This is a genomic window from Sphingomonas sp. IC081, from assembly GCF_006874585.1.
Classification (GTDB): Bacteria; Pseudomonadota; Alphaproteobacteria; order Sphingomonadales; family Sphingomonadaceae; genus Novosphingobium.
Window position 1 is genome coordinate 813,673 of the sequence record NZ_CP029761.1, and the last position, 25,556, is coordinate 839,228.

General features: G+C 65.9%; 25 protein-coding genes. 9 read left to right on the top strand and 16 right to left on the bottom strand.

All coding sequences use genetic code 11. The annotated features are described in order from the left end of the window. Window position 1 precedes the first annotated feature (1 nt). The gene (locus DM450_RS03950) at window positions 2–1,663 is read right to left on the bottom strand and encodes a M28 family metallopeptidase (RefSeq protein WP_142632692.1); all 1,662 of its coding nucleotides are present in this window, start codon (window positions 1,661–1,663) and stop codon (window positions 2–4) included. Between the two features lie 183 nt (window positions 1,664–1,846). Between DM450_RS03950 and DM450_RS03955 the strand changes: the two genes are divergently transcribed. Then, a complete protein-coding gene (locus tag DM450_RS03955; RefSeq protein ID WP_185928703.1) occupies window positions 1,847–2,923 on the top strand; it encodes a sensor histidine kinase in 1,077 nt (358 codons plus the stop codon). A gap of 300 nt (window positions 2,924–3,223) precedes the next feature. Here DM450_RS03955 and DM450_RS03960 read toward each other — a convergent pair whose 3' ends face one another. Together DM450_RS03960 and DM450_RS03965 are read right to left on the bottom strand one after the other, a co-directional pair. Next, entirely contained in the window at window positions 3,224–3,637 is a 414-nt protein-coding gene (locus tag DM450_RS03960; RefSeq protein WP_242526203.1) for a hypothetical protein, read from the bottom strand. Between the two features lie 450 nt (window positions 3,638–4,087). After that, the gene (locus tag DM450_RS03965) at window positions 4,088–4,504 is read right to left on the bottom strand and encodes a UrcA family protein (RefSeq protein WP_185928704.1); all 417 of its coding nucleotides are present in this window, start codon (window positions 4,502–4,504) and stop codon (window positions 4,088–4,090) included. A gap of 518 nt (window positions 4,505–5,022) precedes the next feature. On the opposite strand from DM450_RS03965, the gene uvrA reads away from it, so the two are divergent. After that, window positions 5,023–7,929, top strand: a complete 2,907-nt coding sequence (uvrA, locus tag DM450_RS03970; protein WP_142632695.1) for an excinuclease ABC subunit UvrA — start codon at window positions 5,023–5,025, stop codon at window positions 7,927–7,929. A 10-nt stretch (window positions 7,930–7,939) separates the two neighbouring features. Beyond that, complete coding sequence (locus DM450_RS03975; RefSeq protein ID WP_142632696.1) at window positions 7,940–8,512, top strand: hypothetical protein; 573 nt, start codon at window positions 7,940–7,942, stop codon at window positions 8,510–8,512. Between the two features lie 173 nt (window positions 8,513–8,685). On the opposite strand, the gene DM450_RS03980 is transcribed toward DM450_RS03975, so the two are convergent. The 9 genes from DM450_RS03980 to DM450_RS04020 all read right to left on the bottom strand — a co-directional run bounded on the left by DM450_RS03980 (window position 8,686) and on the right by DM450_RS04020 (window position 16,694). Continuing rightward, a complete protein-coding gene (locus DM450_RS03980) occupies window positions 8,686–9,267 on the bottom strand; it encodes a DUF6680 family protein (protein ID WP_142632697.1) in 582 nt (193 codons plus the stop codon). An 18-nt stretch (window positions 9,268–9,285) separates the two neighbouring features. Beyond that, the gene (locus DM450_RS03985; protein ID WP_142632698.1) at window positions 9,286–9,630 is read right to left on the bottom strand and encodes a hypothetical protein; all 345 of its coding nucleotides are present in this window, start codon (window positions 9,628–9,630) and stop codon (window positions 9,286–9,288) included. Window positions 9,631–10,587: 957 nt separating this feature from the next. After that, window positions 10,588–10,800, bottom strand: coding sequence for a hypothetical protein (locus tag DM450_RS03990; RefSeq protein WP_142632699.1), 213 nt, complete (start codon window positions 10,798–10,800; stop codon window positions 10,588–10,590). Between the two features lie 208 nt (window positions 10,801–11,008). Then, window positions 11,009–11,551: a septal ring lytic transglycosylase RlpA family protein gene (locus DM450_RS03995; RefSeq protein WP_260610163.1), complete on the bottom strand. Its 543-nt coding sequence runs from the start codon at window positions 11,549–11,551 to the stop codon at window positions 11,009–11,011. Between the two features lie 131 nt (window positions 11,552–11,682). Further along, window positions 11,683–12,903, bottom strand: a complete 1,221-nt coding sequence (locus tag DM450_RS04000; protein ID WP_142632700.1) for an argininosuccinate synthase — start codon at window positions 12,901–12,903, stop codon at window positions 11,683–11,685. Window positions 12,904–12,992: 89 nt separating this feature from the next. Beyond that, window positions 12,993–14,237 (bottom strand): class I SAM-dependent methyltransferase, encoded by a 1,245-nt coding sequence (locus DM450_RS04005; RefSeq protein WP_370584585.1) that lies wholly within the window; start codon window positions 14,235–14,237, stop codon window positions 12,993–12,995. Window positions 14,238–14,335: 98 nt separating this feature from the next. Beyond that, a complete protein-coding gene (locus DM450_RS04010) occupies window positions 14,336–15,091 on the bottom strand; it encodes an SDR family oxidoreductase (RefSeq protein ID WP_142632702.1) in 756 nt (251 codons plus the stop codon). Between the two features lie 353 nt (window positions 15,092–15,444). After that, entirely contained in the window at window positions 15,445–15,732 is a 288-nt protein-coding gene (locus DM450_RS04015; RefSeq protein WP_142632703.1) for a glycine zipper 2TM domain-containing protein, read from the bottom strand. A gap of 185 nt (window positions 15,733–15,917) precedes the next feature. Then, window positions 15,918–16,694, bottom strand: a complete 777-nt coding sequence (locus DM450_RS04020) for a hypothetical protein (protein WP_260610164.1) — start codon at window positions 16,692–16,694, stop codon at window positions 15,918–15,920. A 249-nt stretch (window positions 16,695–16,943) separates the two neighbouring features. On the opposite strand from DM450_RS04020, the gene ligA reads away from it, so the two are divergent. Then, complete coding sequence (ligA, locus tag DM450_RS04025) at window positions 16,944–19,103, top strand: NAD-dependent DNA ligase LigA (RefSeq protein ID WP_142632704.1); 2,160 nt, start codon at window positions 16,944–16,946, stop codon at window positions 19,101–19,103. Window positions 19,104–19,209: 106 nt separating this feature from the next. Here ligA and DM450_RS04030 read toward each other — a convergent pair whose 3' ends face one another. Next, window positions 19,210–19,512 (bottom strand): DUF1153 domain-containing protein, encoded by a 303-nt coding sequence (locus tag DM450_RS04030; RefSeq protein WP_142632705.1) that lies wholly within the window; start codon window positions 19,510–19,512, stop codon window positions 19,210–19,212. 233 nt (window positions 19,513–19,745) lie between these two features. Between DM450_RS04030 and DM450_RS04035 the strand changes: the two genes are divergently transcribed. Further along, window positions 19,746–20,021: a PilZ domain-containing protein gene (locus DM450_RS04035; protein WP_260610165.1), complete on the top strand. Its 276-nt coding sequence runs from the start codon at window positions 19,746–19,748 to the stop codon at window positions 20,019–20,021. A gap of 40 nt (window positions 20,022–20,061) precedes the next feature. Here DM450_RS04035 and DM450_RS04040 read toward each other — a convergent pair whose 3' ends face one another. From DM450_RS04040 to DM450_RS26140, 3 genes are read right to left on the bottom strand one after another with little or no spacing between them, the layout of a single operon-like run. Then, the gene (locus DM450_RS04040) at window positions 20,062–20,970 is read right to left on the bottom strand and encodes a 50S ribosomal protein L11 methyltransferase (RefSeq protein WP_142632706.1); all 909 of its coding nucleotides are present in this window, start codon (window positions 20,968–20,970) and stop codon (window positions 20,062–20,064) included. Further along, complete coding sequence (gene bla, locus DM450_RS04045) at window positions 20,967–21,926, bottom strand: subclass B3 metallo-beta-lactamase (protein WP_142632707.1); 960 nt, start codon at window positions 21,924–21,926, stop codon at window positions 20,967–20,969. The genes DM450_RS04040 and bla overlap by 4 nt, the downstream gene beginning before the upstream one ends. 11 nt (window positions 21,927–21,937) lie before the next feature. Continuing rightward, window positions 21,938–22,066, bottom strand: a complete 129-nt coding sequence (locus DM450_RS26140; RefSeq protein ID WP_260610166.1) for a hypothetical protein — start codon at window positions 22,064–22,066, stop codon at window positions 21,938–21,940. A gap of 108 nt (window positions 22,067–22,174) precedes the next feature. Here DM450_RS26140 and sdhC point away from each other — a divergent pair, with 108 nt between their 5' ends. The 4 genes from sdhC (at window position 22,175) to DM450_RS04065 (ending at window position 25,546) form a co-directional block, all read left to right on the top strand. Further along, window positions 22,175–22,570: a succinate dehydrogenase, cytochrome b556 subunit gene (gene sdhC, locus DM450_RS04050; protein WP_142632708.1), complete on the top strand. Its 396-nt coding sequence runs from the start codon at window positions 22,175–22,177 to the stop codon at window positions 22,568–22,570. Between the two features lie 10 nt (window positions 22,571–22,580). Next, complete coding sequence (gene sdhD, locus DM450_RS04055; RefSeq protein WP_142632709.1) at window positions 22,581–22,967, top strand: succinate dehydrogenase, hydrophobic membrane anchor protein; 387 nt, start codon at window positions 22,581–22,583, stop codon at window positions 22,965–22,967. Further along, complete coding sequence (gene sdhA, locus DM450_RS04060; RefSeq protein WP_142632710.1) at window positions 22,967–24,775, top strand: succinate dehydrogenase flavoprotein subunit; 1,809 nt, start codon at window positions 22,967–22,969, stop codon at window positions 24,773–24,775. Before sdhD ends, sdhA begins: the two co-directional genes overlap by 1 nt. Window positions 24,776–24,955: 180 nt before the next feature. Further along, window positions 24,956–25,546, top strand: coding sequence for an HdeD family acid-resistance protein (locus DM450_RS04065; RefSeq protein WP_142632711.1), 591 nt, complete (start codon window positions 24,956–24,958; stop codon window positions 25,544–25,546). Window positions 25,547–25,556: the final 10 nt, after the last annotated feature.

The window sequence follows — 25,556 nt, forward strand, 5'->3', positions numbered from 1 at the left end:
GTTATCGGCGAACCGCGTCCGACGTGTCGCGCGCGGCCTTGAACTCGGAGCCCGGCTTCCACTGCGGCCACTTGGCGGAACCTGCCAGTTCCTCGCCGATGGTGCGGATCAGTTCGACGTCCTGCACCGCGCCTTCCATCTTCCACTCGGGCGACCAGGCGTCGCAGGCCTGGTGGTAGCACTGGCCGGTATAGGCATCGATCCAGGCCTGCCCCGCCTTGACGCCGCCGTCCTTCAGGTCGGCCGCCCCGGCAAGGCCCATCATCAGCATGACCGGCACGCCGCGCTTGGCGAAGGAGAAGTGGTCGGCGCGGTAGAACAGCCCGCGCTCGGGCAGGCTCTCGACCGTCACGCGGCGGCCCTGGGTCGCGGCGACGCGCGCCATGTCGTCCTCCAGCGTGTCCTGGCCCTTGCCGATCACCGTCACGTCGTTCGCCGCGCCCGCGGTCTGGAGCACGTCGATGGTGAGGTTGGCGACGGTCTTTTCCATCGGGAACACCGGGTTGGCGGCGTAGTATTCGGAGCCGAGCAGCCCGCGCTCCTCCGCCGTCCAGGCCGCGAAGACCACCGTGCGCTGCGGCGCCGGCTCGCTTTTCATGACGCGGGCGATGTCGAGGATGCCGGCGATGCCGATGCCGTCGTCATTGGCGCCGGCGCGGTAGATGCGGCCCTGGGCGTCGGGCGCACCCTTGCCGTAGGCGTCCCAGTGGGCGCCGAACATCACCGTCTCGTCCTTGCGGGTGGTGCCGGGGATCTGCGCCAGCACGTTGTGGCTCATGACTTCCTCGTGGGCGACCGGGACCTCGGCATCGAAGGTCACGCCCTTGAGGTCCACCGGCCTGAAGTCCGGACGGCGCGCGGCGACCGAAAGCTTTGCAAGGTCCAGCCCGGCCGAGGCGAACAGACGCGTCGCCGCGTCGGCGGAGAGCCAGCCCTGCAGCGCCAGGCTGGTGAGCTTGTCCTTGCTGCGCACGATGTCGTAGTTCTCGCCGCCCGGACTGGTGACGACGTTCCAGCCATAGCCCGCACCCGCCGTGTCATGCACGATCAGCGCACCGATCGCGCCCTGCCGCGCGGCTTCCTCGAACTTGTAGGTCCAGCGGCCGTAGTAGGTCATCGTCCGGTCGCCGAACTTGCCGGCGGCGGGCTCGCCCTTCTTCGCGTAGAAGTCGGGATCGTTGATGAGGAAGACAACGACCTTGCCCTTGAGGTCCATGCCCTTGAAGTCGTCCCAGCCGCGCTCGGGCGCATGCACGCCGTAGCCGACAAAGACCACCGGCGCGCCGGCGATCCGGGCGGTATCCTCGGGGCGCAGGGTGGAGATGTAGATGTCCTTGGCGACCGTCACCGGCATCGGCCCCTTGGGCCCTGCGAAGGCGAGCGTCCTGGGCGCGCCCAGCTTGGTGTGCAGCAGCGGCACTTTCTGCACCCACTGGCCGTCCGGCCCGGCCGGCTGGAGGCCGATGTCCTGGAAGCGCGCGATCAGGTAGCCGATGGTGCGTTCCTCCCCAACGGTGCCCGGCGCGCGGCCCTCGAAGGTATCGGACGAGAGCGTCTTGACGTCGGCGACCATGCGGTCGGCATCGATGGCCTCGCGCGCGATGGCAGGGTGGCAGACAGAGGCGAGCAGCGCTGTGACGGGCGCAAGGAGGGATTTTTTCATGGCCCCCGCTTTTAGGCAGCGGGGCAGGGGAGGCAAGCCTGCTCTGGTCCGGCGCGGCGCCGGTGGAAGCAGGGGCGGGGAGGCGAAGCGAAGCGAAGCAGAATGTCTTGGACAAGCGACGGATTTTATCCGAAATGCTGTGAACTACCTTGGATCGCTAGGGAGAACAGAGATCCGCCTTTCATGACCGCCGCCCCTCTTGCGGGACTGCCTTGCGCATCGGCGGGCGAGCCGCATGCCGTCCCCGGCATGCGCGAGCAGGTTGCCGCCTTCGACTGGAGCACGACCCCGCTGGGTCCGCGTGAGGACTGGCCGGTCGAACTGCGTCTGGTGGTCCAGCAGATGCTCGATTCCCGTTTCCCCAAGGCGGTCATCTGGGGCGCCGGGCTGACGACGCTCTACAACGATGCCTTCGTGCCGATCCTGGGCGACAAGCCGGCCCCGCTCGGGCGCTCGTTTGCCGATATATGGTCCGAGGCATGGGAAATCATCGGCCCGATCGCCGATCGCGCCTTTGCCGGCGAGCCCACCTACATCGAGGATTTCCCGCTGGAGGTCGAGCGTTTCGGCTACCGCGAGCAGGCCTGGTTCACGTTCTGCTACAGTCCGCTCAGGCTGGCCGACGGTTCCATCGGCGGCATGCTCGACACCGTGGTCGAGACCACCGGCAAGATGCGCGCGCAGGCCGCGCTGGCGCTCGCCAACCAGGAACTGGGGCACCGCCTCAAGAACACGCTCGCCCTCGTCCAGGCGATCGCGCGCCAGAGCCTGCGCGGCTCGGCGGAGCCGGGGGCGCTGGACGCCTTTTCGTCGCGGCTGGCGGCGATGGGCAAGGCCCATGACGTCCTGATCCATCAGGACTGGTCGGAGGCCTCGCTGGAACAGGTGGTGCATTCCTCGATCGCGATGCATGTCGCCCGCGAGCGCGTGTCGATTGCCGGGCCGGAGTTGCAGATCGGCTCGCGTGCGGTGGTGGCGCTCACGCTCATGCTGCACGAACTGGCGACCAATGCGATCAAGTATGGCGCCCTGTCGAACGAGACGGGCCGCGTCGGCTTCTGGTGGGAGCTTGATGGCGAGAGCCTGACCCTGCACTGGCAGGAGCAAGGCGGCCCGCCGGTCTGCGCGCCGCAGCGCAAGGGCTTCGGTTCGCGGTTGATCGACATGGGATTCGGTTTCCGCAGCGCGGTCGAGCAGCGCTACGAGGCCGACGGGTTCAGCCTGAAGATCACGGCGCCGCTGAGCGAACTGGTGACGTGAGATGACCGTAGCTAGGTTAAGCGCCGCGCGGCGCCCGGGCGTTCCAAGCTGCTGATGCGTCAGCATCATCGCACCTTGGTATAAGGTACAAAAAAGCGGGCCGGACGCTGTGTCCGGCCCGCTTTTTCGCGAATTTCGCGGCACCGGCCCACTCCCCCACCCGACCACCCATCGGCAGTATTCTGTGGGTGGTCGGCCCCCTCAGCAAAAAGGTCCCCCGGACCTTTTTGTGTTCTTCGGGACGGGAGTGGGCTGGTGCCGCCCTCAAAATGCCCTTTAGGGCATTTTTCAAACAGTCTCTCAGCGGCAGCGCGAATAATTCCCCGCGCGGCAGGCGGCGACGTCGCGGCGCCACTGCGCGAGATCGGCCTCGTAGTCGCGGCGGGCCTGGGCATAGTCGCGCGACTGGCGGGCGTAGTCGGCCCGGCCGGACTGGTAGTCGCCTTCCTCGAAATCGCCGTCGTCATCGCCCGACTGGCGATAGGCCTTCCAGCCCTTGGCGTACTGTGCATCGCGCTGGCGCACGTAGGCGAGCTGGTCCTGGTTGAGCTTGCGGATGATGGCCCGGTCGCGGGCGATGGCCTCGGGCGTCATCGTCGGATCGCGCGGATCGTCGGCGAGCGCCGGGCTGGCGAATGCGGTGGCCAGCGTTGCCGCGGACACCATTGCGAAAGCCGGCGCGCCCAGTGCGCGCAGGAAAAGCGACCCCCTCATCATTGTACTCCGTCCCTGAAGGTGTTTGCGCGCATCTCTGGCGGTCTTCGCGGCGCCGCGCAAAGCCAATGCGACGAATTGCGCGGCGCGGAGACGGAGCGTGCCGAGCCTGCGGCGGGCTGCCGTGCTGCGGGGGAACCCGATACGGGGTGGGGCTGGGGGATGGCTGGGTGGGGGCTGGGTAGGGACGGGCGGCCGATGCGGTGCCGCGTCCTGACCGCTTTGGGCCCGGCCTGGCGGATTTGATTTCCGCGAATAATAATAGTGATAAACGTTAAAAATAGTTCGTTTCGCTCTATTTTTATAACTACACGCGCTTTTGCAAGTATGTTTCAGGTGATGTTGGTGGGTTTATTTCGGAAACGTTCTGAAATTGCGTGGGGGTGTATTTATGGATCACGCACCGGCCTCGCGCAAGCGGCGGGGCCGGTGCGAAATCCCACATTTTTCCTAGCGTTGCGCAAAGACGGCCAGGGAGCCGCCGCCGCTGCCGGCGAGCGCGAGGGTTTCGCCGCGTTCGCGGGCGGCCATGCGCTGGGCGAAGAGTTCGTCACGCGCTGCATAGGCGCGGCCGGTGGATTCGTCGCGGCAGCTGATCATGTTGCTGTATTCCGGAATATCACGGTAATCCGCGAAGCCGCAGACCTTCTTGACGGCGGAATCGAGGCGAACGGTCAGGCGATCGCGGCCGTACGGGCTGTCGAGATCGAGGTCGCCGTAGCGCACCACGACCCGCGGGACGTTCCGGTCGATCTGATGCTTGACGACCACCTCCTCGGCGGCTGCCGGCGGCGTGAGCGCGATCATGGAGGCCGCGGTCAGGGCGGTGGCGGCGGCCATGGCGAACGTGGAATGGATCTTGTGCATCTTGGGTACTCCTCCTGAGTGTGCAGCTCCCATCGCCCGCGAAGCCTCCCTGCTGCGCGAACCTGCAAACTGCCTGCGGCCCGGACGAATTCCGAAAAAAGCAAAGTTGTGCAGATGCTTGTTCCGCCGGCTCGATGGCTCGCCGGAAGGTACTGCATGGACTGCTGTTCGCCCGTGTTGCGACGATCCTGGCCAAGCGATTGTTATGCTGCCTTTACTTATTTTAACGAGGCAGAAAACACGGCAAAGCGTGAGTCGATACTATATTCGGGCAGGGACTCTATTATGCATCATCGCGGGGCTTTCAAGTCCGCAAACCCCCGGATCGGCAAACGGCATCCGTGCTTCGATGGAGTGCATTGAATCGCCGACGAATGACGCGGCGATAAATTTGCAGGCGCTTTGCGGCGGGGTGGGGCATGCGTTGATTTCCTCAAGCGCGTTCCCAAATGACGCCGGACCGGTCCTGCTGCGGCATGGCTTGCGTGTCGCGAACAAATCTGGAACATACCGCCCCCATGAGTCTCTCCCACATCACCGTCCGCGGCGCCCGTGAGCATAACCTCAAGGGTTTCGACATCGAACTCCCGCGCGAGAAGCTGATCGTCATCACCGGCCTGTCGGGTTCGGGGAAATCCAGCCTCGCGTTCGACACGATCTATGCCGAGGGCCAGCGCCGCTATGTCGAGAGCCTCTCGGCCTATGCGCGCCAGTTCCTGGAGATGATGCAGAAGCCCGACGTCGAGCATATCGACGGCCTCAGCCCGGCGATCTCGATCGAGCAGAAGACCACCAGCCGCAACCCGCGCTCGACGGTGGCGACGGTGACCGAGATCTGGGACTACATGCGCCTGCTCTGGGCGCGCGTGGGCATTCCCTATTCGCCCGCCACCGGCCTGCCGATCGAGGCGCAGACGGTTTCCAACATGGTCGACCGGGTGATGGAACTGCCCGAAGGCACCCGCGCCTACCTGCTCGCGCCGGTTGTACGCGGCCGCAAGGGTGAATACCGCAAGGAACTGGCCGAGTGGCAGAAGGCGGGCTACACCCGCGTGCGCATCGACGGCGAGCTCTACGCCATCGAGGACGCCCCCGCGCTCGACAAGAAGTACAAGCACGACATCGAGGTCGTGGTGGACCGCATCGCGGTCAAGGACGGCATCCAGACGCGCCTAGCCGACAGCTTCGAACAGGCGCTCAAGCTGGCCGAGGGGCTGGCCTACATCGACCTTGCGGACGGCGTCGTGCCGGGGCGCGAGGAAGAGGGTAAGGGCAAGAAGAACCTCAAGGGCGCCGGGCTTCCCGCCAATCGCATCGTGTTCAGCGAAAAGTTCGCCTGCCCGGTCAGCGGCTTCACCATCGAGGAGATCGAGCCGCGCCTGTTCTCGTTCAACGCCCCGCAGGGGGCCTGCCCGGCCTGCGACGGGCTGGGCGAGAAGCTGCTGTTCGACCCGCAGCTGGTTGTCCCGAACGAGCATCTCAGCCTCAAGCAGGGCGCCATCGTGCCCTGGGCCAAGTCGAACCCGCCTTCGCCTTATTACATGCAGGTGCTCTCCAGCCTGGCCGAGCACTTCGGGTTCGACCTCACCACGCCGTGGGACGCGCTGCAGACCGAGCTGAAGATCGTCATCCTCTACGGCACCGGGGGCAAGGCCGTGCCGCTGACGTTCAAGGACGGCAAGAAGGAATACACGGTCAACAAGCCGTTCGAGGGCGTGATCGGCAACCTCAACCGCCGCATGATCCAGACCGACTCTGCCTGGATGCGCGAGGAACTGTCCAAGTTCCAGACCGCGCAGCCCTGCGAGACCTGCGATGGCAAGCGCCTCAAGCCCGAGGCGCTGTCGGTGAAGATCGCGGGCAGCGACATTGCCGATGCCGCGCGCCTTTCGGTGGCGGACGGCTTCGCGTGGTTCGGTGCGCTGGAGGAGAAGCTCACCAGCCAGCAGCAGCAGATTGCCAGGGCCATCCTCAAGGAAATCAACGAGCGGCTCGGCTTCCTCAACAACGTCGGGCTCGACTACCTCAACCTCGACCGTACCAGCGGCACGCTGTCCGGCGGCGAGAGCCAGCGCATCCGCCTTGCCAGCCAGATCGGCTCGGGCCTCTCGGGCGTGCTCTATGTGCTCGACGAACCCTCGATCGGCCTCCACCAGCGCGACAACGACATGCTGCTGGAAACGCTCAAGCGTCTGCGCGACCTTGGCAACACCGTGATCGTTGTCGAGCATGACGAGGACGCGATCCGCACCGCCGACCATATCGTCGACCTTGGCCCCGGCGCCGGTGTCCACGGCGGGCAGGTGGTGGCCGAGGGCACGCTCAAGCAGGTGCTCAAGAGCAAGAACAGCCTCACCGCCCAGTACCTCAACGGCACCCGCAGGATCGAGGTGCCGATCACGCGCCGCAAGGGCAATGGCAAGCAGATCGTCGTCGAGAACGCCCGCGCCAACAACCTGAAGAACGTGACGGCGCAGTTCCCGCTCGGCACGTTCTGCTGCGTCACCGGCGTGTCCGGCTCGGGCAAGAGCTCGCTCACCATCGACACGCTGCAGGCGGGCGCCTCGCGCCAGCTCAACGGCGCGCGGGTGGTGGCGGGCGCGCATGACCGGATCACCGGGCTCGAACACTGCGACAAGGTGATCGAGATCGACCAGTCCCCCATCGGCCGCACCCCGCGCTCCAACCCCGCCACCTACACCGGCGCCTTCACCCAGATCCGCGACTGGTTCGCCGGGCTCCCCGAATCCGAAGCGCGCGGCTACAAGGCCGGGCGCTTCAGCTTCAACGTCAAGGGCGGCCGCTGCGAGGCGTGCCAGGGCGACGGCCTCATCAAGATCGAGATGCACTTCCTGCCCGACGTCTACGTCACCTGCGAGGAATGCCACGGCAAGCGCTACAACCGCGAAACGCTGGAAGTGAAGTTCAAGGGCCACTCCATCGCCGACGTGCTCGACATGACGATCGAGGACGCGGAGGAGTTCTTCAAGGCGGTGCCGCCGATCCGCGACAAGATGCACATGCTGAACGAGGTGGGCCTGGGCTACGTCAAGGTCGGCCAGCAGGCGACCACGCTGTCCGGCGGCGAGGCGCAGCGCGTCAAGCTCGCCAAGGAACTCGCCCGCCGCTCCACCGGCCAGACGCTCTACGTGCTGGACGAGCCGACCACCGGCCTCCACTTCGAGGACGTGCGCAAGCTGCTCGAAGTGCTCCACCGCCTTGTCGAGCAGGGCAATTCGGTGGTGGTGATCGAGCACAACCTCGACGTCATCAAGACCGCCGACTGGATCATCGACATGGGCCCGGAAGGCGGCGTGCGCGGCGGCGAGGTGATCGCGGCCGGTACGCCGGAGGATATTGTGAAGGTCAAGAAGTCCTTCACCGGGCACTATTTGAAGCCGCTGCTGGGAGGCGGGGCAAAGTGAGCAAGCCCAAGTGAGCGGGAGACGCGACGTTAACTCCGGCTATCGGCCCGAGTTCGTCGCTGCCCTCCAGCTTTTCGCGCGCGTCAGCGAGGCCATGCACCTGCGCGGCCTGCAAAGGCCCATTCTGGTCGGCGGGGCGGCGGCGGAACTATGGTCGCTCAGCGCGGTCACCACCGGCGACTTCGACATCTGCACCACCCGCCAGCCGGAACTCGAAGAGGAGATGGAGCGGGCGGGGCTCGTCCGCCCGCGCGGCGCGGGCGCCATGCTCAAGGGCTGGGTTCACCCGGAATTACGGCTCGGCTTCGAGGTCGTTGCCGAAGTGCCGATGGATGGCAACATCGAGCCTGCCCGCTTGCGCCTGATCCGGCCGGTCGGTGAAACGGCTTTGTTCCGCGTGATCAGCGTCGAAGACCTGATTGCGGATCGCATGGGCCAGTACGCCTCACGCAGCGCGCCGGACCGTATCGATCAGGCGCGTATTCTGCTATCCCTTCACCCCGATGCGGATCTGGACTATCTTGAACGTCGCATCCGTGAGGAAAGCATGGGCGATTATGGCGTCGAAGACATCATCGACTGAACCCGCAGAGACGGTCATGGACATGGCCGATCTCGGCGCGCGCCTTGCTGCCCGGCGGAAGGCCGCGGGCATACTCGACCTACCGCGTAATGCAGGGGCGGATCGCACAACTGCAAAACAGGCTCTGTTGGACGAAATCGTGAAGAGCGGCGCGGCTTGGTAGCTTATGCAAATTATATTTGTTTGGTGTCTAAGTTATTTGGCTTTGGGGGCCATATCGATTCGGTGATATTCGAATCTTCTATCTGATCTTCTTGTTGCCCTAAGAGTTGTTTCATAGCCGCTTCGCGTTGGAGGGACTTCATTTCTCGGTCTTGCGCCAGAGCGTTGGGGAAATAGATGCGACCAAAATCATCGAGGCGCAAAGTGTCCCCGAGGCCGAGTTCCTTTGTCATCTCCCTTAAAAGCTTTCTCATTCGTTCATCGACGACGTGTGCTTGCCAGGGCGATTGATTGAGGGATTGATATAGCTCCGCCCAAGATTCTCTAACTCTGACAGATTTGTTGAAAGCAACGTCTATTGAGTTCAAGGCGCGCACATTTTCTTCAGACGCCAATTCTGCGCGATTTTGCATTAACTGCGAGAAAACATTTAACTGGAAACGTCGTGATTCAGTTTCACTCTCGCCTTCTCGCCGTAGTTTTTCGGCCATTTTCGCCGCGGTTAACGGTGCTCTCCACGTCGCGACAGCTGCTGCGATCGCTGCTATTGCGCTCAAGCCCGCTGTAACTGTGCCAGTATCAATATCCCACATAATGCCCCCTGAAGTACACTAAATATCTCTGATCTTATTCATCTTTATATTGATTTGACCGAGTGGTGTTTCCAATTTGATGTAGTCGAGATTGAAATCTTGGGCGCCAAACTTGATTGGAATGTCGTAGGTCATTCCTGTCGGTCCAGCCGAAGCGCCTTGTATAACAGTTCTGCCACTTGGCACTTTAACAGTTACAACGCCGTCAATTGAGCCATCATCAGATGCTGTGTAGGTCCCATCAAATTGAACTCCGAGAGGGTCGGCGCCGACGATTTTTCCTCCAAAGAAAATGAACATCGCGAAGCCTTGTCCTTCGCTACCGGTCATGTAGCTCGCGTAAAATCCGTCCCATCCTGCCATAGTGTATCTCTTTTTGAGTAGCGGCGCGCGGAGTCACGCTGGCTTCGAATAGAGCGTATCACGTTATTACTCTTGGCTTAATAGTGGCGTCTCACTTTCCTACACCTCCCCCCATGCGATAAATGATCCGGTTCACCCCGGCGCGGCGGCGCCGGGGCTTTGGCTCCAGTCCTGGGGGTGAACCATGTCCGACCATTCAAACTCTTCGTATCCCACCGCTGCCGGGCGGGGGTGGATTCCGGGCTCTCGGGATATCGGGTTGCCGGGGGAGTCCTTTCCGCGCGGGCGGGGTGGGCGCCCGGCTGAGGGCGATCCCGGCTCTTGCCGGGACGACGGGGAGGGGCTTGGCGGCGCTGCCGGGCCGGGCGCTTCGGCTTTGCCGGGCGCAAGGGAAAGGTTCGGGGAGCGCGAGGGCGATAGTCCTCGCATCTTGACGTGTTCTTCTCCTGCGGGCGGCGGCGACCTCGCTCTCGACCGGACGTCGCAAGGGGCCGATCTCTCCTCCCGCAATGCGTGGACGGCGGAGCGCAAGGTGCGGTTCCTGCACCGGCTGGCGGAGAAGGGCGACGTGCGCTCGGCCTGCGCGGGGGTGGGGCTGTCGCGGCAGTCGGCCTATGTGCTGCGGCGGCGGGACGCTCTGTTTGCGCTCGGGTGGGATGCGGCGCTGGTGCTGGCGCGGCGGCATGTCGAGGAGGTGCTGGCGGTGCGGGCGCTCGACGGGGTGGAGGAGGCCGTGTTCTACCACGGCGAGCAGGTGGCGGTGCGGCGGCGCTTTGATGCGCGGCTGCTGCTCGCGCATCTGGCGCGGCTCGACCGGGCGGCGGCGGAGACGGCGGCGGGGGCGCATGCCGACCGGTTCGACGAAGTGCTGGCGCTGGTGGCGGGCGAGGTGCCGGAGGAGCTGGTGCTGCTCGGCGGCGAGGAGGAGGGCGCGGGTTTGCCGCCGGAGCGGTCGCGCTACGTGGCGGAGCTGGGCGCGGCGATGGCGGCGGCCGAGCGCGAGGCCTGGCTCGATGCGGTAGATGCCGGGGAGGAGGCCGGTGATGGGCCCGCGCCCGATCCCGAGGCGTGCCGCGCGCTGGCGGCGGGCGAGTGGGATGCGTGGCAGGGCCGGGCGGCGGCGCGGGTGGACGGGGTGCTGGCCGAAGCCTCGGCGCCGATGGAGTTCAAGTCCGCGAATGGGGCTGGACTATCTTGCGCAGGACCGTGTCAACTGTGTCAACCGGACGGCGCGGCGGGTGCGCGAAAAAATATCGGCGTCCGGGAACTCTATGCTGGTGGCGGTGTTTCTATGGGTGAAGGCCGGCGCGGTGCTTCCCCCACCCCCCTCCGTTACCGCGTCGGCCTAACCTTTTTCCAGATCAGGCAGGACGGGCGATCAGTCGTCTTCGAGGACGGCGAGTTCGACTTTCCCGGAGCCGGCGCGCGAGATGCCGATCTTGTCGGCGGCGGCCTTGCTGAGGTCGATCAGGCGGTTCGAGTGGAACGGGCCGCGGTCGTTGACGGTGACGATCACCGACTGGCCGTTGGCGGGATTGGTGACACGGACCTGCGAGCCGAGCGGCAGGGTGCGATGCGCGGCGGTGAGGCGGGCCGGGTCGAAACGCTCGCCGCTGGCGGTGCGGTTGCCGGCGAGTTCGCGGCCGTAGAAGCTGGCCATGCCCGAACCGATGGTCTCGAACTGCGGCTCTTCGGGCTCGATGGCGTCGGTAAGCGGCGTGGTCGCTACCGGTGCGACGGGCAGGGCGACCATGGCGGTCGGCGCCTTGATGGCCGCAACCGGCTCGGCGCCGGGCAGCGCGACCAGCCGGCCTTCGGCGATGGCCGAAGAGGCAGGAGCTGCGATGAGCGCCGCGGTCGCCAGAGCGAAGCCGATGCGCTTTGCGAGAGCCTTAGGCGGTTGGTTTTGCTTCCCCGTCATAGGCAGGGACTCCTACAGGCAGTTCGTCGCTGTGGGCACCCATGCAAAAGCGGCCCGTCGCACTTTGGCAACGGGCCGCCGGATGTCGTTAAGACGTTGAAAGGATTCGGAAGGCCGAATCCGGGGGGATCTTACTTGGAGTCGCGCTGGGCGAGCAGGCGCAGGCGCAGGGCGTTCAGCTTGATGAAACCGGCCGCGTCCTTCTGGTCGTAGGCGCCGGCATCGTCCTCGAACGTGACGTGGCGTTCGGAGTAGAGCGAGTCCGCCGACTTGCGGCCGACGACCGAGGCATTGCCCTTGTAGAGCTTGAGGCGGACGGTGCCGTTCACCCGCTGCTGCGAGTGATCGATGGCGGCCTGCAGCATCTCGCGCTCCGGTGCGAACCAGAAGCCGTTGTAGATGAGCTCCGCGTACTTCGGCATCAGCTCGTCCTTGAGGTGCGCGGCGCCGCGGTCGAGCGTGATCTGCTCGATGCCGCGGTGGGCACGGGCGTAGATCTCGCCGCCCGGCGTCTCGTACATGCCGCGCGACTTCATGCCGACGAAGCGGTTCTCGACGAGGTCGAGGCGGCCGATGCCGTGCTTGCGGCCAAGCTCGTTGAGCGCGGTGAGCAGCGAGGCGGGGCTCATCGCCACGCCGTTGAGCGCGACGCCGTCACCCTTCTCGAAGTCGATGGTGATGTATTCCGGCGCGTCCGGCGCGTCTTCCGGGTTGACGGTGCGCGAGTAGACGTAGTCGGGGGTCTCTTCCCACGGATCTTCCAGGACCTTGCCTTCGGACGAGGTGTGGAGGAGGTTGGCGTCGGTCGAGAACGGGCTTTCGCCGCGCTTGTCCTTGGGGACGGGGATCTGGTGCTGCTCGGCCCAGGCGATGAGCGAGGTGCGGCTGGTGAGGTCCCACTCGCGCCAGGGGGCGATGACCTTGATGCTGGGATCGAGCGCGTAGGCCGAGAGTTCGAAGCGGACCTGGTCGTTGCCCTTGCCGGTGGCGCCGTGGGCGACCGCGTCGGCGCCGGTCTCGTGGGCGATCTCGATCAGGCGCTTGGAGATCAGCGGGCGGGCGATCGAGGTGCCGAGGAGATAGTCGCCTTCATAGCGGGCGTTGGCGCGCATCATCGGGAAGACGAAGTCGCGCACGAATTCCTCGCGCAGGTCGTCGATGTAGATGTTCTCGTCCGGCAGGCCCATCAGCTTGGCCTTGGCGCGGGCGGGTTCGAGTTCCTCACCCTGGCCGAGGTCGGCGGTGAAGGTCACCACTTCGCAGTTGTAGGTGACCTGAAGCCACTTGAGGATGACGCTGGTGTCGAGGCCGCCGGAGTAGGCGAGGACGACCTTCTTGATGCTGTCGGACATGGGCGCGGGCTCCGCAGGAATGGGCATTGGATTCGGGACGCGCGCCTAACAGCACGCGCCCCCTTGCGCAATGAAGGAAAGGTATGGGTCTATGCGCCGAGCAGCGCGCCTTCCGCCGCCGCCATGTAGTCGCGCGTGAACGGCAGTGTCTTGCGGGTACGGGCATACTGGATCTGGTAGTTGCACATGCTGCCGCTTTCGAAGGCGGCGGTGGCGCCGGCGAGGTAGAAGATCCACATGCGGTAGAACCGCTCGTCCATCATCGCGATGATCGCCGCCTTGTTGGCAACGCAGCGCTTGTACCATTCACGCAAGGTGAAGGCGTAGTGGAGGCGCAGGTTCTCGACGTCGGTGGCGATCAGGCGGAACTTCTCGCTGGCTGCCACCGTCTCGCTGAGCGCCGGGATGTAGCCGCCGGGGAAGATGTACTTGCGGGTGAAGGCGTCGGTCGAGCCGGGCCCGCCCATGCGACCGATGGTGTGAAGCAGCATCACGCCGTCATCGGGCAGAAGCTGACCGCAGGCCTTGAAGAACTGCGCGAACTGCGCCTGCCCCACGTGCTCGAACATGCCGACCGAAACGATGCGGTCGAACTTCTCTCCGCGCGCTGCAAGGTCGCGGTAATCGACGAGCTGGAACGTGCACTTGTCCGCCACGCCCGCCTGCTCGGCGCGTTCGCGGGCAAGTTCGAGCTGCTCCTCGCTGAGCGTGATGCCCAGCACCGAGACATCTGCGTGCCTGGCGAGGTAGATCGCCATGCCGCCCCAGCCGCAGCCGATGTCGAGCACGCGTTGGCCCGGTTCGAGCGCAAGCTTGGCGGCGATATGCGCGAGCTTGGCGGTCTGTGCTTGCTCCAGCGTCATGCCTTCGGGATCGGGCCAGTAGGCGCAGGAATATTGCATGTGCTCGATATCGAGGAACAGCTTATAAAGCTCGTTGCCGATGTCGTAGTGGTGGGCGATGTTCTTCTTGGCGCTGGCGGCCTTGTTGATGCCGTCGACCAGCGTGACGAGCTTGCCGGTGACTTTTTTCAGCGCCGACTGTTCGTGCAGTTCGCCGCCCTTGTCCCACTTGGCATTGGCGCGCAGCAGTTCGACAAGCCCCATGATGTCGTCGCCTTCGACGACAAGCTTGCCGTCCATGTAGGCTTCCGCCGCGCCGAGGCGGGGGTCGGTGAGGATCTGGCGCTCGGCCTTGCTGTCGGTGAAGCGGATGCGCACATCCGGGAAGCCGGGAGTTGCCGTGCCGACACGCTTTACGCTGCCGTCGGGGCGGGTGAGTTCAAGCGTGCCCTGTCGGACGCCGCGTTCGAGGAAGCGATCGAGAATTCCCATTGCCATCAGCCGTTTGTGAAGGGCGCGGAGGCCCGGAACAAGAGGGTTTCACGTGCGAAGGTCGCAAGCGAAGGCGAGAAATCCGGCAGCTTCTCTCCCTACTGCCGGGCGAGAAACAGGACGTCGCGCGGCTGCGCGAGGAGGTGCTGGCCTGAATCTACAAATAGCGTCTCCCCGCTCGCCAGCCAGCCGCTGCCCAGGAACAGCGCGGCTTCGGCGACATCTTCCGGAGTGGTCTTGCGGTGGAGCAGGTTCATGCGGTGCGAAATTTCGGTTTCGGCCTCGCTCTGGTCGTGGCTGGCGAGGATGGCGCCCGGCGCAAGGGCGTAGATCCGGTCTTCCTCGCGCTCCCGCGCCATCGAGAGCATCGGCACCGTCGCGGCAAGGGCGTGCTTGCTCATCGTGTAGGAGAAGAAGTCCGGATTGGGATTGAGCAGCTTCTGGTCGGTGACGTGGATCACCCGGCGGCCATGCGGGCTGCGTGACTGGGCGAGGAAGGCCTGCGCCAGCCGTACCGGGGTGGCGGCATTCACCCGCATCGCCTTTTCGTATGTCGCGGGATCGAGCTTTTGCGCGGTGTCGAGGTCGAACATCCCGGCGCAGTTCACCAGCACGCGCCAGTCCGCCAGTCGCTCAGCCAGCTGCGCGACCATGGCCAGGGGCGCGCCCCAGTCATCCAGCTCGCAGCTGACGATCTCGGCGCTGGGCAGTTCGGCGGCGAGGTCCTCGGCCTGCGCGCGCGAGCGGCCATAGTGGATCACCACGTGCCAGCCCGCGGCGCCATAGGCACGGGCGATCGCCGCGCCGATCCGCTTGGCCCCGCCGGTGACGAGCATGGTTGGCCGTTCGCTCATGCCTGCACTCACCTGTCACCTTGCGGTTGACACAGTTGACACGGTTCAGGGGAAATTGCTGCCCCTCGATCGGCCCGGGCGGGACGGCGCTGGAGGGGCGATTGCCGGAGCATGAGGGGGAGGGGGCTTCGCGCGACCATTGCCGGCATAGGAGCATAGTCGGGCGGCTTAGGAAAGGCCCCTATGCACAGACGGATAGATTGGCTGGCGGCGTGGGAGGCCTGAGCTGGGGTGGGAAGGGGGCGGGGAGGGGCGCATGGGGCGCCGCTGTCCGGCATGGCGGCCCCCGGCAAGAAAAAAGGCGCGCCGCATGCAGCGGCGCGCCTTTTTGTGTCCGGCCATGCCGGCCGCGATCAGCGGCAGCGCGGGCGGCTGTTGTTGCGGTCGACCTCGCGGCCGAGCAGGGCGCCGGCGCCGGCGCCCAGGATCGTGCCGGTGGCGCGGTCGCCGCGGGTGTCGATGGCGCGGCCAACCAGTGCGCCGGCCACGCCGCCGACCAGCAGGCCGGTGGTGCCGTTCGACTTGCGGCAGCGGTAACGGCCGTCATTGCCGCGCCAGTAGCGGATACCGTTGTCGGTGTGGTGATATTCCGGGCCACGACCACGACCGCGTCCATGGGCTTCGGCGGCTTCGGTCAGCAGGCCGGTGGAAACCGTGAGGGTGGCCGAGAGTGGCTGCGATCAGTGCTTTACGCATTTGTGTCCTCCATGTGGCTTGTCTGTTGCGACCTGGAGGCGCTCTTTCCAGCCTGCGGTTCAACGCAGGATGAACAAAGCGTTGTACGGGCATTCAAGCGACAGGACGTGCTGCAGCGGCGGCGAGCTTCCTAGAATTCGTGCTGATAGGAAATGCCGATGCGTTTCCTGGTGCCGAAGCTGTTGTTCACGTAGCTGCCGCGCAGCGCCACCGTGTCCTGTTTGGTCAGGTGGTAGGACAGGCCGCCGCCTGCCGCGACGCCCGAATAGTCGTGCGTGCCGCGGGTATAGTTGGCGCCGGCCATCAGGGTCAGGCGCGGGGTCAGCGGCCGGATCGTGAACAGCCCGAGATAACCGCTGCTGCTGCTCATCGTCATGGGAATGCCGTCCTGCTGGTCGAGGTCGGTCACCGCGCCTTGCCGGCTATTGGTGTAAGTATAGCCGAACGGGACAAACACCAGCCACTTGCCGGTTTTCAGGCCGAGCTGGCTGAGCGGGACGAAGCCGCCGATCGAATAGCGGGTCTGCTTGACCCCGGTGTCGAGCTCGCTCCTGCCGGCCGTGAAGGTGACGATGGCAACCGGCAGGAGATAGGATGCGCCGAGCGACCATTGGCCCGACCTGGCGATCCTTGCATTGAATTTCAGCTTGGGGCCGATCGCCATCGAGCCGGACATGGAAAGCTCGTCCGCACAGGCGACACCCAGCTTGGTGGCGATCTTGGTGGGATCCTCGGCGGCCTTCTCGGCCTCCGGCGAAGGGGCGGGCCGGTCGTCCTGCGCTTCCTGCTGTTGCGATTCCTGCTCCTGGGCGAGTGCCGGGCACGCGCAGGCAAAGGTGGCGAGGGCTGCACCCAGCGCGGCGAGACGCCCCGGTGGCCGGCCTCGGGATACTATCTGCCTTCGCATCGACCGGCTTGTGCCTCCTCCCTGAGTTTACCGCCTGGCACCGGCAGGCAGAATGAGCAGGGGGAGCGAAGCGCCGCAACAGGGGGTATACCCGTGTTTTTCCGGGAATATCTACCTAGGTTGTAAACGGCTTCGGTCGCCGCGGGGGCGGGCGTGGTCTGCCTTCACCCGTCTTTCCCGGGGAGCGCTGCGAGCGTGAGGCGTGCTTCGCCTTGCCGTCCGGGGCGGGCTTGCGGCATAGGCTGGGCCATGACTGACACTCCCGATCTGTTTGCCCGGCCCGCGCTTCCGGGCGAGGCCGAAGCCGCCAACGAACTCATGCGTCTGGCGCGTCAGATCAACCGCGCCAACCGGCTCTATCATGCCGAGGACGCGCCCGAGATCGCGGATGCCGAATACGACGCGCTGGTGCGCCGCAATGCCGAGCTGGAAGCAGCCTACCCGCATCTGGTCAGGCCCGATTCGCCCGCGAACAAGGTCGGCCACGACGTCGCCGCCTCGCCGCTCGGCAAGGTGCGGCACGAGGTGCGCATGATGAGCCTCGACAATGCCTTCAGCGACGAGGAAGTGGAGGACTTCGTGGGCCGCGTGCGCCGGTTCCTCTCGCTCTCGGCAGACGAGCCGGTGCTGGTCACGGCGGAGGACAAGATCGACGGCCTCTCCTGCTCGCTGCGCTACGAGAACGGCAGGCTGGTGCGCGCCGCCACGCGCGGCGACGGGCAGGTGGGCGAGGACGTGACGCCCAACGTCGCCTACATCGCCGACATCGTGCAGGAACTGGTCGGCGACGACATTCCGGACGTGTTCGAGGTGCGCGGCGAAGTCTACATGGAAAAGGCCGCCTTCCACGCGCTCAACGAGACGCTGATGGCCGAGGCACGCGCCTTGGCCGAGGAAAAGGGCGAGCCGTTCGACGAGAGCAAGGTCCGCCAGTTCGCCAATCCGCGTAATGCTGCCGCCGGATCGCTGCGCCAGAAGGATGCCGCGGTGACCGCCAAGCGCCCCTTGCGCTTCTGGGCGCACGGCTGGGGCGCGGCCAGCCACGTGCCGGGGGCGAGCCAGCATGAGGTGATCCGCCGGATCGAAAGCTGGGGCCTGCCGGTCTCGCCGCAGTTCCGGCTCTGCCACTCGGTCGAGGACATGCTCGCCGCCTACCGCGCGATCCGCGACGGGCGGCCCGATCTTCCGTTCGAGATCGACGGCGTGGTCTACAAGATCGACCGCCTCGACTGGCAGCAGCGCCTCGGCTTTGTCGCCAAGGCGCCGCGCTGGGGCCTGGCGCACAAGTTCCCGGCGGAACGGGCGGAAACCACGCTGGAATCGATCGACATCCAGGTCGGCCGCACCGGCAAGCTGACGCCGGTGGGGCGGTTGAAGCCGGTGCTGGTGGGCGGCGTCACCGTTACCAACGTCACGCTCCACAACCGCGACGAGATCGGCCGCCTCGGCGTGCGTCCCGGCGATACCGTGGTGCTCCAGCGCGCGGGCGACGTGATCCCGCAGATCGTCGACAACCTGACCCGCGAGGTGGAGCGGCCGGTTTTCCCGTTCCCCGATCACTGTCCCGAGTGCGGCTCGGAAGCCGTGGCGGAGGAGGGCGAGGTCGACGTGCGCTGCACCGGCGGGCTGATCTGCCCGGCGCAGCGGACCGAGCGGCTCAAGCACTTCGTCAGCCGCGGCGCGCTCGACATAGAGGGGCTGGGCGAGAAGACCATCGACGAGTTCTTCGCGAAGGGCTGGCTCGAAAGCCCGGCGGACATCTTCCGTCTCCGCAAGCGGCGCGAGGAGATCCTCGCGCTGGACGGGTGGAAGGACAAGTCTGTGGATAATCTGTTGGCGGCGGTGGAAGCCAAGCGCCGTCCCGATGCCGCGCGGCTGCTGTTCGGGCTCGGCATCCGCCACGTCGGCGCGGTGACGGCGCGCGACCTGATGAAGCGGTTCGAGACACTGCCGGCGCTGCGCGCGATTGCCGAGCAGGCGCACGCAAAACAGGGCGAGGAAGCCGCGCAGGCGGGGAGTGATGCCTATTCCGAGCTGGTCTCGATCGACGGCATCGGCCCGGCGGTGGTCGAGGCGCTGGGTGATTTCTTCCACGAAGAGCACAACCGCGCGGTCTGGGGCGATCTGCTCTCCGAAGTATCGCCGCCGCCTTACGTGGTGGAAACGGTCGAGAGCGAAGTCGCGGGCAAGACCGTGGTCTTTACCGGCAAGCTGGAGACGATGAGCCGCGACGAGGCCAAGGCGCAGGCCGAACGGCTGGGCGCCAAGGCGGCGGGCTCGATCTCGGCCAAGACCGACATTCTGGTCGCCGGGCCGGGCGCGGGCTCGAAGCTGAAGAAGGCCGCCGACCTTGGCATCAGGGTCATCGATGAAGCGGAATGGGCCCGGATCGTCGAAGCCGCCGGCTGAGGGGTCGCAGTTTCAGCCGCCGGTTCTCGGACCGGGCCCATTGGTGGGCGCCGGAAGGGACACACCCAGTCTCGCCCGGCGCGATGGTGCCGCAGCACCAGCCCGTTCAGGAGAAGCGGGACTGGCGTTCGTGCACCTGACGGTAGTGCTGCACGCGGGTGGCGCGCAGCCCTGCCATTCCTTCGCGCTCGACGGCGCGCTGCCACGAGGCAAGTTCCTCGAGCGTGAGATCGTAGCGGTCGCAGGCCTCGGCGATCGTCAACAGGCCCCCATTGACGGCAGCCACGACTTCGGCCTTGCGGCGCGCGACCCAGCGTCGGGTATCGCGCGGCGGCAGGGCCTTGCGGTCGAGAGCTTCACCCAGGGGTCCCACGACGACCGCGGGGCGGTCGATTTCGGTACGAAGCATAGTTGGCCTCATGAGCTGTTGTCACCAGCCCCCCTTGAGGCTCAATTCTTGTTTGGAATCCTTAATTCCGTCTTGTTTTATGTGGTTAATTTTGTTTTTCGGTAAATCCGATACAGCGTTGAAATACGTACGGAAATCCGCCATGAAAAAGTTGACGAATTATTTACAGCGCGTTTACCTTTGTTAATTAGTCATCCGGTCATCAACGCGAGACCGACGAGGGAGGTGTCCTGGTGTTGCCCGCAGTCCACGCGGTTACCCCTTTTGCCACGGCCTTGGCCCGCCATATCTCGCCCGAAGGGTGTCAGCTCGTGATCGAGAGCAGCCTGCTGGAAAAGGGGCTGCGGCTGGTCATGGCGATGTCGGGCTTTGCCCGCGTCACCGGGACGGTGCGCTGGGTGGTGGGCGACCGGGTGGGTTTTGCCTTCGATGCGCCGATCGCGGGCGAGTTCATGCAGGCCATGAAGCTGGGGCCGCATGGTCCGGGGCTGGAGCTTTATCGGGCCTGAAAGATGCCCGCCGCGAGCACGTCCCGCGGCGGGATCCGGTTCATGCCTGCTTGCGGCGCGCGCGCATCCACAGGATCGACCAGTCGCCCTTCACCAGCCTTGCGGCGAGCCGCAGGCCGGCGCGGCGGCAGGCGCTGCGCACGGCGGCTTCCTGGGTTTCCAGCAGGCCCGCCAGCACGAGGCTGCCACCCGGCGCCAGCGCCTTGGCGAAGTGGGGGGCGAGGCTCACCAGCGGTCCGGCGAGGATGTTGGCCATGATGAGGTCGTAAGGACCGCGCGCTTCGAGCAGCGGGTGCTCCATGCCGTCGGCGATCGTCATCGCCAGTTCGCCCTGACGCGCGCCGAGCGGCACGCCGTTGGCCTCGGCATTGTCGGCGACGACGGTGGCGCAGACGGCGTCGATGTCGCTGGCGGTGGCCAGCGCGCGGGGCCAGAGCGTCATCGCCGCAAAGGCCAGCAGGCCGGTGCCGGTGCCGATGTCCGCATGGTTGCGCACGACAAGGCCCTGCGCCTTCATGTGGGTCAGCATCTCGAGGCAACCGGCGGTGGTGGCATGCTGGCCGGTGCCGAAGGCCTGGCTGGCGGGGATCACGAAATCGGTGACGCCGGGCGCGCTCAGCGCCGGATATTCAGGGGTATGCACGTAGAAACGCCCGGCGCGGATCGGTTCGAGGCCTTCCTGGCTGGCGACCAGCCAGTCGGTCTCGGGCAGTTCCTCGACGGTGAACTTCGGCGCGCCGCCGGTGAACAGCGCGGCGAGGGCGTCCTTGTCCGCCTTTTTCGGCTTGTGCGCGAGCCAGGCTTCGAGTTGCCAGTCGTCCGGCTTGTCCTCGGCGATCTCGCTGCCGGAGATGACGATGTCGGGATCCCAGTCGAAAGCGTCCTCATGGGCGAGCAGCGCACCCTCGATGACGGAGCGCGGTGCAAAGGCGGTGATTTTCCAGCTCACGAACGGGTCTCCTTCGCTTGCGAGCCGGCCTCTTGGGAAAGGCGCTGGTCGAAGCGGGTAGTGGCGGCGGCCGCATAGGCGCGGCAGGCGGTGGGATCGACCAGCGGGGCGGTACCCGCCAGGCGCGCGAACAGGTCGCTCGCGCCGGGATGCGGGGTGACCAGCAGGTCGCAGGGAAGTTCGGCGATTCGCGTGTAGCCCTGGCGGACGGCGGCGATGCGCTCGGGGTGATCGGTGAAGCGGTAGCCCTTGGCGGAGATCGCGCTGGCGCTGTCGGCATAGGCGATCGTCAGGCACTTGCCCTGATCGTCGCACGATTGCCAGGTCCAGCTGGTCGATCCGGCGGCATGGGCAAGGGTGGCGCGGGCGGTGAGGGTGATGTTGCCCAGCGTCAGTTTCTCGCCATCGGTCAGGCGCTTGTCGACATGAACGGCGGGGAAGGCGTCGAGCCCGCCGTACTGCGGATCGGCGGGATCGGCCTTGCCGCTTTCCAGCACCTGCGCGGCGGCGGGCAGGGCCGCCACTTTCGCGCCGATTGCGCGGCTAAGAGCGGCGAGGGCACCGGCATGGTCGAAATGCTCATGGCTGGAGAGGATCCAGCGCACGTCCTTGGGATCGAAACCCGCCGCCTTGATATTGGCGAGCACCAGCGGCGCCGCTTCCGGAATGCCGCCGTCGATCAGCACGTGGCCCGCTGCGCCGGTGATGAGGATCGCGCTGATGCCGCAGGTGCCGACATAATAGGTGTTGCCGTATAGCTGCGCAGGCGGTGCCGGATCGCCCCAGCCGTCATGGTCCTTGCAGGCCGCGACGAGCCTGGCGGGCGCCAGTGCCTGCCGTGCGAGTCGCGCCGAAGCGGTCTCGGCGGGGCGTTCGGAAGGCGCGGCTGTACCGGGCGCGGAGGAACAGGCCGCGAGCAGGAACGCGGGGGGCAGAAGGAAGGGAAGGCGATTCATCGACCTGCGCTTTAGGCCGGGCGGGCCGCCAAGGCCAGTGCGCCGGGGCTGGCCTTGGCGGCGGGGCGGTTGCGGTTCTCGATGTGCCGTTGATGGGCGGGGTGATGGGCGGGGCGGGGAGTCGCTTGTGTGCGATGCATCTGCGATGTGCTTCGCGGAACTTGCGCCAAGCCGTGATTTGTCTAAGGGGACTTCTCGACAGGGGCAGCTTGACGCTGCTGCAAAGGCAAAAGGGATTCGAAAGAGCCATGGCCAAAGACGGCACCAGGAACCGTCCGCTTTCGCCCCATCTCCAGATTTGGCGTTGGGGCCCACACATGTTCGTCTCGATTTTGCACCGCGTGACGGGCGATGGCATGGCGTTTGCCGGCCTCGGCCTGCTGCTGTGGTGGCTCGGGGCACTGGCCAGCGGACCCGAAGCTTACGCATTGCTCACCAAGTGCATGACCTCGCCGCTCGGCTATGTCGTGCTCGTGGGCATCTCCTGGGCGTTCTTCAGCCACATGATGAGCGGCCTGCGCCACTTCGTGCTCGACATCGGCGCCGGTTTCGAACTGAAGGCCAACAAGACCTTCTCGATCCTCGCCCCGATCATGGGTGTTGTCGTCACTGCCGCCTTCTGGGCGCTCCTGCTGCTTCGCTGAGGGACGGAACATGGGTAACGGAACTTCCATCGGCCGCGTGCGCGGCCTCGGCTCGGCCAAGACCGGCGTTCATCACTGGCTGCTGCAGCGCTTCACCGCCATCGGCAACCTGCTGACCGGCCTTTTCCTTGCCGCCTCCTTCGTGATGCTGCCGGACCTGACTTATGCGTCGGTCGTCGAATGGCTGGCCCGTCCGATCCCGGCCGTGGCGATGATCCTGCTGGTCGTCACCACGTTCTGGCACGCGCGCCTCGGCCTGCAGGTCCTCGTCGAGGACTATGTGCATGAGCACGCCAACAAGTTCGCCTGCATCGCGGCGCTGAACCTTGCCGCCTGCGGTGGCATCGCCTTCGGCGTCTTCTGCGTCATCCGCCTCGCGCTGGGAGCACACGCCTGATGTCCGCGCCTGCCTACAAGATCATCGACCATACCTATGACACCGTCGTTGTCGGCGCCGGTGGCTCGGGTCTGCGCGCCACCATGGGCTCGGCCGAAGCCGGCCTGAAGACCGCGTGCATCACCAAGGTCTTCCCGACCCGCTCGCACACCGTGGCGGCACAGGGCGGCATCGCCGCCTCGCTCTGCAACAACACGCCGGACCACTGGACCTGGCACATGTACGACACCGTCAAGGGGTCGGACTGGCTGGGCGACCAGGACGCCATCGAATACATGGTGCGCGAAGCCCCGGCCGCGGTCTATGAACTGGAGCACGCCGGCGTGCCCTTCAGCCGCAATGCCGACGGCACGATCTACCAGCGCCCGTTCGGCGGCCACATGCAGAACATGGGCGAAGGCCCGCCGGTGCAGCGCACTTGCGCCGCGGCGGACCGTACCGGCCACGCCATGCTGCACGCGCTCTATCAGCAGTCGCTGAAGTACGACGCGGACTTCTTCATCGAATACTTCGCCATCGACCTGATCATGGACGGCGGCAAGTGCGTCGGCGTGATCGCGCTGTGCATGGATGACGGTTCGATCCACCGCTTCCGCGCGCAGGCCGTGGTGCTGGCGACCGGCGGCTATGGCCGCAGCTACTTCACCGCCACTTCGGCCCATACCTGCACCGGCGACGGCGGCGGCATGGTCCTGCGCGCCGGCCTGCCCCTGCAGGACATGGAATTCGTGCAGTTCCACCCCACCGGCATCTACGGCGCGGGCGTGCTCATCACCGAAGGCGCGCGCGGCGAGGGCGGCTACCTCACCAACTCCGAAGGCGAGCGCTTCATGGAGCGTTACGCGCCTTCCGCGAAGGACCTCGCCTCGCGCGACGTCGTCTCGCGCTCGATGGCGCTGGAAATCCGCGAAGGCCGCGGCGTCGGCCCGCACAAGGACCACATCTACCTGCACCTCGATCACATCGATCCCAAGGTGCTGGGCGAGCGTCTGCCGGGCATCACCGAGAGCGGCAAGATCTTCGCGGGCGTCGACCTTACCCGCCAGCCGCTTCCTGTGGTTCCCACGGTTCACTACAACATGGGCGGCATTCCCTGTAACTACCACGGCGAAGTCGTCACCATCGGTGCCGACGGCAACCCGGACACGGTCGTCCCCGGCCTGTTCGCGGTGGGCGAGGCGGCCTGCGTCTCGGTCCACGGCGCCAACCGCCTGGGCTCGAACTCGCTGATCGACCTCGTGGTGTTTGGCCGTGCCACCGGCCACCGCCTCAAGGAAATCGTCAAGCCGGGCGCGGCGCAGCAGGAACTGCCGAAGGATTCGGCCGACCTCGCGCTGACCCGCCTCGACCACTTCCGCAACGCCAACGGCAGCACGCCGACGGCCGAAGTCCGCACCGAGATGCAGCGCACCATGTCGGCCCACGCCGCCGTGTTCCGCACCGATGAACTCATGGTCGAAGGCAAGGAAAAGCTCGCCAAGACCTACGAGCGCTTCCAGGACGTCAAGGTCACCGATCGCGGCCTGATCTGGAACTCGGATCTGGTCGAGACGATGGAACTCGACAACCTGATCTCGCAGGCCTCGGTCACGCTGCACGGCGCCCAGGCGCGCAAGGAAAGCCGCGGCGCCCACGCGCACGAGGGCTTCCCGAACCGCGACGATGCGAACTGGATGAAGCACACCGTGGGCTGGTTCAACGGCTGGGGCGGCAAGGGCGGCGAAATCCGTCTCGATTACCGTCCGGTCCACGAATACACGCTGACCGACGACGCACAGTACATCAAGCCCAAGGCCCGCGTGTACTGATCCTCGCGCCGGTATCGGCAAGACAAACAGGCGGCGCTCCGGAAACGGAGCGCCGCCTTTTGCTTTTTCGGGTTCCGAAATGACCGGCGGGCGCCGTATCGATTCAAGTATTTGCATTGCAACCGAAACCAACCCGTCGCATTACTTAGGTATTATCACGCGGGAACAGGAGTCGATTGCATGACGACCTCACAGACCGACCCGAGTGCCTTCACCGATCCGCTTGCCCCTCCCTATCTCGGCTCGCCGCCGCTCGGCTGGGGCTGGGTGCTCGCTTATGGGCTGCTGCTGATCGCGGTAGCGGTGGTGGTGATCGCCAATCCTCTGGTGGCGAGCTTCACGACCGGCCTGCTGATCGGCTTTGTCCTGTGCGTCTACGGCGTCGCCGCGATTGCGGCGGGCATCCATTCGCTGTCCACGCGTGCGCGCTGGACCGAGATCCTGCTCGGCGCGATCGGCCTGCTGGCAGGGCTCTACGTGCTGTTCAACCCGGTGGCCGGCGCGATCACGCTGGTCTGGGCGATCGGCGCCTGGCTGCTGATCTCCGGCGGGTTCGAGATCGCCTTTGCCCTCAAGGCCCGGCACGACAAGGGCTGGCGCCTGTTCCTCGGCGTGCTCGACCTGGTGCTGGGCGCGCTGCTGCTGGTGTCGAGCGTGCCGACCGCCATCGGTTTCCTCGCCATCATGGTCGCCATCAGCTTTTTCATGCGCGGCGTGTTCATGATCGCGGTCGCCTTCGGGCTTCGTAAACTGGGCAAGCTGGCGGGCTGATCCGCGCCGC

What these genes read in the sequence shown, in the direction of transcription:
- DM450_RS03950 (WP_142632692.1), bottom strand. Translation starts at nt 1,663, where the DNA reads ATGAAAAAATCCCTCCTTGCGCCCGTCACAGCGCTGCTCGCCTCTGTC.
- DM450_RS03955 (WP_185928703.1), top strand. Translation starts at nt 1,847, where the DNA reads ATGACCGCCGCCCCTCTTGCGGGACTGCCTTGCGCATCGGCGGGCGAG.
- DM450_RS03960 (WP_242526203.1), bottom strand. Translation starts at nt 3,637, where the DNA reads ATGAGGGGGTCGCTTTTCCTGCGCGCACTGGGCGCGCCGGCTTTCGCA.
- DM450_RS03965 (WP_185928704.1), bottom strand. Translation starts at nt 4,504, where the DNA reads ATGCACAAGATCCATTCCACGTTCGCCATGGCCGCCGCCACCGCCCTG.
- uvrA (WP_142632695.1), top strand. Translation starts at nt 5,023, where the DNA reads ATGAGTCTCTCCCACATCACCGTCCGCGGCGCCCGTGAGCATAACCTC.
- DM450_RS03980 (WP_142632697.1), bottom strand. Translation starts at nt 9,267, where the DNA reads ATGTGGGATATTGATACTGGCACAGTTACAGCGGGCTTGAGCGCAATA.
- DM450_RS03985 (WP_142632698.1), bottom strand. Translation starts at nt 9,630, where the DNA reads ATGGCAGGATGGGACGGATTTTACGCGAGCTACATGACCGGTAGCGAA.
- DM450_RS03995 (WP_260610163.1), bottom strand. Translation starts at nt 11,551, where the DNA reads ATGACGGGGAAGCAAAACCAACCGCCTAAGGCTCTCGCAAAGCGCATC.
- DM450_RS04000 (WP_142632700.1), bottom strand. Translation starts at nt 12,903, where the DNA reads ATGTCCGACAGCATCAAGAAGGTCGTCCTCGCCTACTCCGGCGGCCTC.
- DM450_RS04005 (WP_370584585.1), bottom strand. Translation starts at nt 14,237, where the DNA reads ATGGGAATTCTCGATCGCTTCCTCGAACGCGGCGTCCGACAGGGCACG.
- DM450_RS04010 (WP_142632702.1), bottom strand. Translation starts at nt 15,091, where the DNA reads ATGAGCGAACGGCCAACCATGCTCGTCACCGGCGGGGCCAAGCGGATC.
- DM450_RS04020 (WP_260610164.1), bottom strand. Translation starts at nt 16,694, where the DNA reads ATGCGAAGGCAGATAGTATCCCGAGGCCGGCCACCGGGGCGTCTCGCC.
- ligA (WP_142632704.1), top strand. Translation starts at nt 16,944, where the DNA reads ATGACTGACACTCCCGATCTGTTTGCCCGGCCCGCGCTTCCGGGCGAG.
- DM450_RS04030 (WP_142632705.1), bottom strand. Translation starts at nt 19,512, where the DNA reads ATGCTTCGTACCGAAATCGACCGCCCCGCGGTCGTCGTGGGACCCCTG.
- bla (WP_142632707.1), bottom strand. Translation starts at nt 21,926, where the DNA reads ATGAATCGCCTTCCCTTCCTTCTGCCCCCCGCGTTCCTGCTCGCGGCC.
- DM450_RS26140 (WP_260610166.1), bottom strand. Translation starts at nt 22,066, where the DNA reads ATGCATCGCACACAAGCGACTCCCCGCCCCGCCCATCACCCCGCCCAT.
- sdhC (WP_142632708.1), top strand. Translation starts at nt 22,175, where the DNA reads ATGGCCAAAGACGGCACCAGGAACCGTCCGCTTTCGCCCCATCTCCAG.
- sdhD (WP_142632709.1), top strand. Translation starts at nt 22,581, where the DNA reads ATGGGTAACGGAACTTCCATCGGCCGCGTGCGCGGCCTCGGCTCGGCC.
- sdhA (WP_142632710.1), top strand. Translation starts at nt 22,967, where the DNA reads ATGTCCGCGCCTGCCTACAAGATCATCGACCATACCTATGACACCGTC.
- DM450_RS04065 (WP_142632711.1), top strand. Translation starts at nt 24,956, where the DNA reads ATGACGACCTCACAGACCGACCCGAGTGCCTTCACCGATCCGCTTGCC.